Origin of the sequence: Micromonospora echinofusca (genome assembly GCF_017614955.1) — a bacterium.
Taxonomy (GTDB): domain Bacteria; phylum Actinomycetota; class Actinomycetes; order Mycobacteriales; family Micromonosporaceae; genus Micromonospora; species Micromonospora echinofusca_A.
This window is the reverse complement of record NZ_WVUH01000452.1, coordinates 1-4,744: the sequence shown is the minus strand read 5'-3', so window position 1 is coordinate 4,744 and position 4,744 is coordinate 1. Positions and strand designations below refer to the sequence as shown.

2 protein-coding genes are annotated in these 4,744 nt (G+C 71.5%); one reads left to right on the top strand and one right to left on the bottom strand.

Annotation, left to right across the window (positions count from 1 at the left end; translation table 11 throughout):
• Positions 1-106: 106 nt before the first annotated feature.
• Entirely contained in the window at positions 107-2,815 is a 2,709-nt protein-coding gene (gene ppdK / locus GSF22_RS30680; protein ID WP_208817404.1) for a pyruvate, phosphate dikinase, read from the bottom strand.
• 309 nt (positions 2,816-3,124) lie between these two features.
• Between ppdK and GSF22_RS30675 the strand changes: the two genes are divergently transcribed.
• Positions 3,125-4,744, top strand: a 1,620-nt coding sequence (locus GSF22_RS30675; protein ID WP_307804473.1) for a beta-N-acetylhexosaminidase, incomplete at its 3' end; no start/stop codon positions are given.

The window sequence follows — 4,744 nt, the reverse complement described above, 5'->3', positions numbered from 1 at the left end:
GTGCGGTTGCCGGGACCGCCCAGGACATCCGGCGCCTGCGACAGCCGATCGGGTCCACGACGGATCCGTCGTGGACCCGATCGGCCGGGTCGACTTCCGGATCCGGTCAGCGGCTGTCCGAGCCGGTCGTCTCCACCGAGGCCCGACCGGCCTCCAGCCGCGCCACCGGGACCCGGAACGGCGAGCAGGAGACGTAGTCCAGACCGACCTCGTGGAAGAAGTGCACCGACTCGGGGTCGCCGCCGTGCTCACCGCAGACCCCGAGCTTCAGCTCCGGTCGGGCCGCCCGACCCTCCTCGGCGGCGATCCGGACCAGCCGGCCCACCCCCTCGCGGTCGATCGACTCGAACGGCGAGATGCCGAAGATGCCCAGCTCCAGGTACCGCCAGAAGAAGGCACCCTCCACGTCGTCCCGGGAGAAGCCCCAGCCCATCTGGGTGAGGTCGTTGGTGCCGAAGGAGAAGAACTGGGCGGCCTCGGCGATCTGCCCGGCGGTCAACGCCGCCCGGGGTACCTCGATCATGGTGCCGATCAGCACCTCGACCCCGCTGTCGCCGACCACCTCAGCGATGATCTTCTCGGCTTCGGCGCGTACCGTCTCCAGTTCCTGGACCGCGCCGACCAGCGGGACCATGATCTCCGGCCGGGCCACCACGCCACGCCGGGCGCAGTCCACCGCCGCCTCCACGATGGCCCGCACCTGCATCGCGAACAGACCGGGAATGACCAGGCCGAGGCGTACCCCGCGCAGGCCGAGCATCGGGTTCTGCTCGTGCATCCGGCGGACCGCGTCGAGCAGCGCCTCCTCCTGAGCCACGTCCTGGCCCCGTTCCTGGGCGACCGCGACGTTGACCGCCAGTTGCTCCAGCGGGGGCAGGAACTCGTGCAGCGGCGGGTCGATCAGCCGGACGGTCACCGGCAGCCCGTTCATCTCCTCGAAGATCTCGACGAAGTCGGCCCGCTGCAACGGCAGCAGGGCGGCCAGCGCCGACTCCCGCTCGCCGTCGGTGCGGGCCAGGATCAGCCGCTCCACCAGCTCCCGCCGGTCACCGAGGAACATGTGCTCGGTGCGGCAGAGCCCGATGCCCTCGGCGCCGAACCGCCGGGCCCGGGCCGCGTCCGCGCCGGTGTCGGCGTTGGTCCGCACCGCCAGCCGCCGCCGGCTGTCGGCGTGCGTCATGATCCGGTGTACCGCCCGGACCAGCGCGTCGTCGGTCTGCTCCGGGTCCAGGCTGCCCTCGAAGTACTGCACCACCTCGGACGGCGAGACCGGCACCTCACCCAGGTAGACCTTGCCGGTGGTGCCGTCGATGGAGACCAGGTCCCCCTCGCGGACCGTGTGCCCGCCGACGGTGAACCGCTTCTGCGGGACGTTCACGTCGATCTCGTCGGCGCCGGAGACGCAGGTCTTGCCCATGCCCCGGGCCACCACCGCGGCGTGGCTGGTCTTGCCGCCCCGCGAGGTGAGGATGCCGCGTGCGGCGATCATGCCGTTCAGGTCGTCCGGGTTGGTCTCCCGGCGGACCAGGATCACCGGCTCACCCTCGGCGGCCAGCTCGACCGCGCGGGCGGAGGTGAAGACCACCTTGCCGGACGCGGCACCGGGCGAGGCGCCGATGCCCTTCGCCACCGGCTCGAACTCGTGGTCGAGCTGGAACCGGGGGAACATCAGCTGGGCGAGTTGGGCGCCGTTGACCCGGTGCAGCGCCTCGTCCAGGTCGATCAGACCCTCGTCGACGAGTTGGCCGGCGATGACGAAGGCGGCGGCCGCCGTCCGCTTGCCGACCCGGGTCTGGAGCATCCAGAGCTTGCCGCGCTCGATGGTGAACTCGATGTCGCACAGGTCGCGGTAGTGCTCCTCCAGCCGCGCCATGATGCCGAGCAGTTCGTCGTACGACCGCTTGTCCAGCCGCTCCAGCTCCTGGAGCGGGACGGTGTTGCGGATGCCGGCGACCACGTCCTCGCCCTGGGCGTTGGCCAGGTAGTCGCCGTAGATGCCCTGCGCGCCGCTGCCCGGGTCGCGGGTGAAGGCCACCCCGGTACCGGAGTCCGCCCCGAGGTTGCCGAAGACCATGGCGACCACGTTGACCGCGGTACCCAGGTCGGCGGGGATGCGCTCCTGCCGGCGGTAGAGCACCGCGCGGTCGGCGTTCCACGACTCGAAGACCGCCCGGATCGCCAGGTCGAGCTGTTCCCGGGGCTCCTGCGGGAACTCCCGGCCGGTGTGCTTGTTGAAGATCTTCTTGTACGCGTCGACCAGTCCCCGCAGGTCGTCGGCGTTCAGGTCCAGGTCGTCGGTCGTACCCTTGGCGCGCTTGGCCTCGTCGAGCGCGTGCTCGAACTCCTCGCCCGGTACCTCGCAGACCGTCTTGCCGAACATCTGGATCAGCCGGCGGTAGGAGTCCCAGGCGAACCGGTCGTTGCCGTCCGCCTGGCGGGCGAGTCCGATCACGCTGCGGTCGTTGAGCCCGACGTTCAGGACGGTCTCCATCATGCCGGGCATGGAGAACTTCGCCCCCGAGCGGACCGAGACCAGCAGGGGGTCGTCCGGGTCGCCGAGCCGGCGACCCATCTCCGCCTCCAGCGCCGCGAGGTGGGCGGCGATCTGGTCGGCCAGGCCCGGCGGCTCGCTGCCGGTGGCGAGGTACGCCTTGCAGGCCTCGGTGGTGATGGTGAACCCGGGGGGTACCGGCAGACCCAGGTTGGTCATTTCCGCCAGGTTCGCACCCTTGCCCCCGAGCAGGTCCTTCAGGTCCTTGTTGCCCTCGGAGAAGTCGTAGACGTACTTGTGTTCCGCCGCCTCTTGCGATGCCACCAGAGCCTCCCAGCCGCGCCGTTGCCGCACTTAACGAAGGTTTAGTTGCTGTCTTACCCAGGGCGCAACTCTCCGTACCCGGGTCCCAATGGCCATTGGTGGGCGAAGGTTAAGCGAACAACAGCCGGCCTGGGACCGTTCGGTGACAATCGGCACAACCATCACCACTCGCAGCGTTCGTACCGGCATCTGGAACCGCTTCCACGCGCACGTTCACGCAGCTCAGCCAGGTTGGCCCGTACCCTTGACGGACCTTTGCCGCCCCGGCTGCTTAGCCAGAAGCACCGGAAATACACCCTCGGAGAAGACGTGTCATCCACCCCGCCCGCCGCTGCGGACGCCCGGCCGGAACCGACCCCCGGGACCACCCGGCCCGACGGTGTCGGTGCCGCACCGGCCCGGCTCGACGACGTCGTACCCGCCCCGGTACACGTCGACGACGACCCCGCCGGAAGCTTCACCCTGACCGCCGGCACCACCGTCCGGGCCACCGACGAACCGGGCGCGCTGGCCGTCGCCGACCAGCTCGCCGCCCTGCTCCGACCGGCCACCGGCTTCCCGTTGCCGGTCACCGGCCTGCCACGCACCGGCACTCCGCCACCGGACACCGGCGCTTCGCTACCCGTCGACCCGACCACCGGACCGGCATCCACCGGCGACATCGTCCTCACCCTCGACCCGGACGCCACCGACCACGGCCCCGAGGGGTACCGGCTGGTGGTCACCGCCGACGGGGTACGGATCAGCGCCGCCGCTTCGGCCGGTCTCTTCTACGGGGTGCAGACCCTGCGTCAGCTCCTGCCGGCCGGCATCGAGCAGCCTTCGCCCGGCACCGGGCCGTGGGTCCTCCCCGGCGGGACGGTCGTCGACCGGCCGCGCTTCGCCTACCGGGGCGCGATGCTCGACGTCTGCCGGCACTTCTTCACCGTCGACGAGGTGCTCCGGGTGGTCGACCACCTCGCCCGGTACAAGCTCAACCACCTGCACCTGCACCTCACCGACGACCAGGGCTGGCGGATCGCCGTCGACTCCTGGCCCCGGCTCGGCCCGGTCGGCGGCGCCACCCAGGTCGGCGGGGGCCCCGGCGGTCACTACAGCCGCGCCGACTACCAGCGCATCGTCGCCTACGCCGCCGCCCGGTACGTCACGGTGGTGCCGGAGATCGACCTGCCCGGACACACCCACGCCGCCCTGGTCGCGTACCCCGAGCTGGGCCGCACCGGGACCGCCGTCGAGGCGTACACCGGCACCGAGGTCGGGTTCAGTGCGGTGGACACGGCCAGCGAGCTGACCTACGCCTTCATCGGCGACGTGCTCCGTGAGATCGCCGAACTGACGCCCGGGCCGTACCTGCACATCGGCGGGGACGAGGCGTTCACCGTGCAGCCCGCCGAGTACGCCACCTTCCTGGACCGGGTGCAGCCGATGGTCACCGCCCTGGGCCGGACGGTGGTGGGCTGGCACCAGGTGGCCCCGGCCGCGCACGAGCCGGACCGGGTACTCCAGTGGTGGGGCACCGACCCGGTCGACCCGGTCGTCGCCGACGCGGTCCGCCGGGGCGCCCGGCTGATCCTGTCCCCCGGCAACCGCACCTACCTGGACATGAAGTACGCCGCCGACACCCCGATCGGGCACGACTGGGCCGGACTGGTCGAGGTGCACCAGGCGTACGACTGGGACCCGGCCACGCACCTGGCGGACGTACCCGCCGAGGCGGTGCTCGGCGTGGAGGCCCCGCTCTGGACGGAGTCGGTGACCACGCTCGCCGAGGTCGAGTTCATGCTCTTCCCGCGCCTGCCCGCCCTCGCCGAGGTGGGCTGGTCACCGCGGTCGCGGCAGGACTGGGCCGGGTTCCGGCAGCGGCTGGCCGGGCACGGTCCGCGCTGGACCGCCGCCGGGATCACCTTCCACCCGTCGCCCGAGGTGCCC